The organism is Candidatus Methylomirabilis sp. (genome assembly GCA_036000645.1).
In the GTDB taxonomy this organism is placed as follows: Bacteria; Methylomirabilota; Methylomirabilia; order Methylomirabilales; family JACPAU01; genus JACPAU01.
In genome coordinates, this window is record DASYVA010000098.1 from 1 (window position 1) to 2,548 (window position 2,548).

The 2,548-nt window shown below is 70.3% G+C and carries 6 protein-coding genes and 1 pseudogene; 6 read left to right on the forward strand and 1 reads right to left on the reverse strand.

What is annotated here, in order from left to right; translation table 11 throughout:
- The first annotated feature begins 282 nt into the window (after positions 1–282).
- From VGT06_05885 to VGT06_05910, 6 genes and pseudogenes are all read left to right on the forward strand, one after another.
- Positions 283–429: pseudogene (locus VGT06_05885) on the forward strand (twin-arginine translocase TatA/TatE family subunit).
- The gene (locus tag VGT06_05890) at positions 409–561 is read left to right on the forward strand and encodes a zinc-ribbon domain-containing protein (GenBank protein HEV8662652.1); all 153 of its coding nucleotides are present in this window, start codon (positions 409–411) and stop codon (positions 559–561) included. Before VGT06_05885 ends, VGT06_05890 begins: the two are co-directional and overlap by 21 nt.
- A complete protein-coding gene (locus VGT06_05895; protein ID HEV8662653.1) occupies positions 558–743 on the forward strand; it encodes a hypothetical protein in 186 nt (61 codons plus the stop codon). Before VGT06_05890 ends, VGT06_05895 begins: the two co-directional genes overlap by 4 nt.
- Before the next feature lie 65 nt (positions 744–808).
- On the forward strand, positions 809–1,114 hold the full coding sequence (locus VGT06_05900; protein ID HEV8662654.1) for a hypothetical protein: 306 nt from the start codon (positions 809–811) through the stop codon (positions 1,112–1,114).
- Positions 1,115–1,127: 13 nt separating this feature from the next.
- Entirely contained in the window at positions 1,128–1,403 is a 276-nt protein-coding gene (locus tag VGT06_05905) for a hypothetical protein (protein HEV8662655.1), read from the forward strand.
- A 30-nt stretch (positions 1,404–1,433) separates the two neighbouring features.
- Positions 1,434–1,835, forward strand: coding sequence for a CBS domain-containing protein (locus tag VGT06_05910; GenBank protein HEV8662656.1), 402 nt, complete (start codon positions 1,434–1,436; stop codon positions 1,833–1,835).
- 220 nt (positions 1,836–2,055) lie between these two features.
- Here the strand turns inward: VGT06_05910 and VGT06_05915 are convergent.
- On the reverse strand, positions 2,056–2,548 hold a 493-nt coding region (locus tag VGT06_05915; GenBank protein ID HEV8662657.1), incomplete at its 5' end, for a LysE family transporter.

The window sequence follows — 2,548 nt, forward strand, 5'->3', positions numbered from 1 at the left end:
CTCCCGGAACTGGAACGGCTGGTTCACCTCGGTGAAGACGGCGGCCTTGCCTGTCACGGGGCACCTCCTGGGGTGTTGCGGGTGGAGGGATTATCCCCGAGGCCGCGGCGGCTGTCAAAGAAAAGGGCGCCGCCCTTGCGCATCCCGACATCTTCATGATAAGCAGACCCCGCTGCCCGACCCGTCGAAGTCTCGCTCCCGCTGGCCGGCACGGGGCGCGTGCCCATGGCCGCGGCCCGGGGTATAATGGGGCCGCCGGGTCGCGCCGGCTGAGGAGGTGTCATGTTCGGCCTGGGGATGCCCGAGCTGATGGTCGTGCTCGTGATCGCCCTCCTGGTCTTCGGGGCGTCCAAGCTGCCCGAAATCGGGAGCTCCCTCGGGAAGGCCATCCGGGGGTTCAAGGGGGCGGTGGAGACCAAGGAGGAGTTGCCGCGGGAGGAGACCCCGAGCGCCGCCGGGCCCTTCTGTCCCGGCTGCGGCAAGCCGCACGCCGCTGAGGCCGTCTTCTGTCCCCACTGCGGGAAGGGGCTGCGGCCTGCCGAGAAGGGCGGGGGCGCGTGACCGAGAAGCGGTGCGCGTTCTGCGGCGGCACTCGGAACGTCATCTACGAAGACCCGGTGCAGGGGCCGGTCTGCCAGACCTGCTGGTTCCTGGCGGGGGACGAGGACGAGGAGCGGGAGAAGCCGGCCCGGAAGGGCCCTGGAGAGGGTCCAGGGGACCCGGACCAGGGAACAGACCGCTAGGAGGTGTGGCGTCGTACAGAGCACGGTGGCCGAGGTCCGGGGATGGGAGAGGGGAGGAGAGAGACATGGAGCGACTGGAAACACTGGCGGGGGCTCCTTTGGCGCTCATCGAGCGGTTTCACCAGGAGGTACGGTCCATGGCGGACGATCACGCCATCCCGGCCCAGGACCTCCTTGACCGGATCGCCCGCCTGCAGGCTCAGCTCTATCGGGAGGGGGAGGAGGCCTTCGCCGGATTCCTGAACGAGGCGGAGGCGACGGAGCGCGAGATCCAGGAGCGCCTCGAGTATCTCCGGACGCTGAAGGAGCGGGCCACCCTCCTGCGGGGTCTTCTGGCCTCCATGTTCCGGCCCGGCCAGGCCGGCCAGTGACGGGGAGGGAGGCGTGGCGTCCGACGCGACCCGGAAGCTCCTGAAGGTGTTCGGGATCGCCGTGACCGATTTCGAGGACCAGGTGGAGACGCTGGTGACGCGGGCCGACGCCCTGAAGACCCACGGCGCTCCACCGGAAGAGGCGGTCGCCCTCCTAGAGGAGGCGGTCCGGGTGGTCACGGTGATGACCGAGCGCTGGGCGGAGGTGCAGGGGCTTCTGCAGCAGGTGCAACAGAAGGCGCTCGAGGCGGCCCAGGGCGTCCTGGAGGCGACCCGCGGGAAACCCTAGGGCGGCCCGGGCGGGGCCGGGGGGACCGGGATGTACACGGTGGAGAGCGTGATGAAGAAGCCCGTGGTGCGCATCGCGGCCACGGCCACGGTGGCCGAGGCGATCCACCGGATGCACGAGCGGGGGATCTCCAGCATTCTGGTGGAGCCCCAGACTCCCGGCGGCCCCTACGGCATCATGACCAAGCGGGACGTCCTCTCGAAGGTGGTCGCGCCCGGCAAGGATCCGGGTCAGCTGCGCGTGGCGGACTTGATGTCGAGTCCCGTGATCACCCTCCCCCGGACCACGACGCTCCGGGAGTGCTCGGCCCTGATGATGGAGAAGGAGATCCGGCGGGTCCTCGTGGCCCAGGGGACCGAGATCCTGGGCATCGTGAGCGATACCGATATCTTTGCTGCCGTGGAGGAGCGCGGCTGGGGCCCAACCTTCTAATACAAACGACAAAACGAAAGTGACAAAGTCCGGGTCCTGGCGCCGGCGCCGCCCCGGCCCCCGGCCCCTGTGGGGAACCCTCCCGTGGTTCCCCCCATCGGCCCAGAGCCGATGGCCCCCCCCTCCGCTACGGGGGCCGTCGGGCGGCATCCGGCGCCACCCGGACTCTGTGTCACACAATTTACCTCGTTTGTATTAGTGCCGCGGGTGGCGGAGAGAACTATCCAGTCAGACTGCGGAAGGCCTGGCAGCCAAAGTACGCGGCGAACCCGAGCAGGATGATGCTGGAGGCGACCGAGACCCCCCGCAGGGCCGCCGGCGTCACCAGCCTCCGCCCGGCCTGGAGGGCGGCCGCCAGGGCCGTGAACCAGGTCAACGTCCCGGACGCCACTCCCGCCACCAGACCGAGGACGAGCCCCGGCGTCACCGCCTCGAGCATCCCCGCGTAGAGCCCGCCGAAGACCGCGGCCCAGGACGCCACGGTCATCGGGTTCCCGAGGGTGGCTACCAGGGCCCCGAGAAACGCGCCCCAGGCGGTCCCCGTCGCTGGCTCGCTCCCCAGCAGGACCGGCCGTCGCAGGCTCTGGAGGAGGCCGGAGCCGCCCAGGTAGGCGAGCATCCCGGAGCCCAGGAGCCAGAGGGGGATTCGGACCCCGGGCCGCCCCACGAGGGCCGCTGCCCCCAGGGCGGCCAGGAGCGCGTAGAAGAGATCG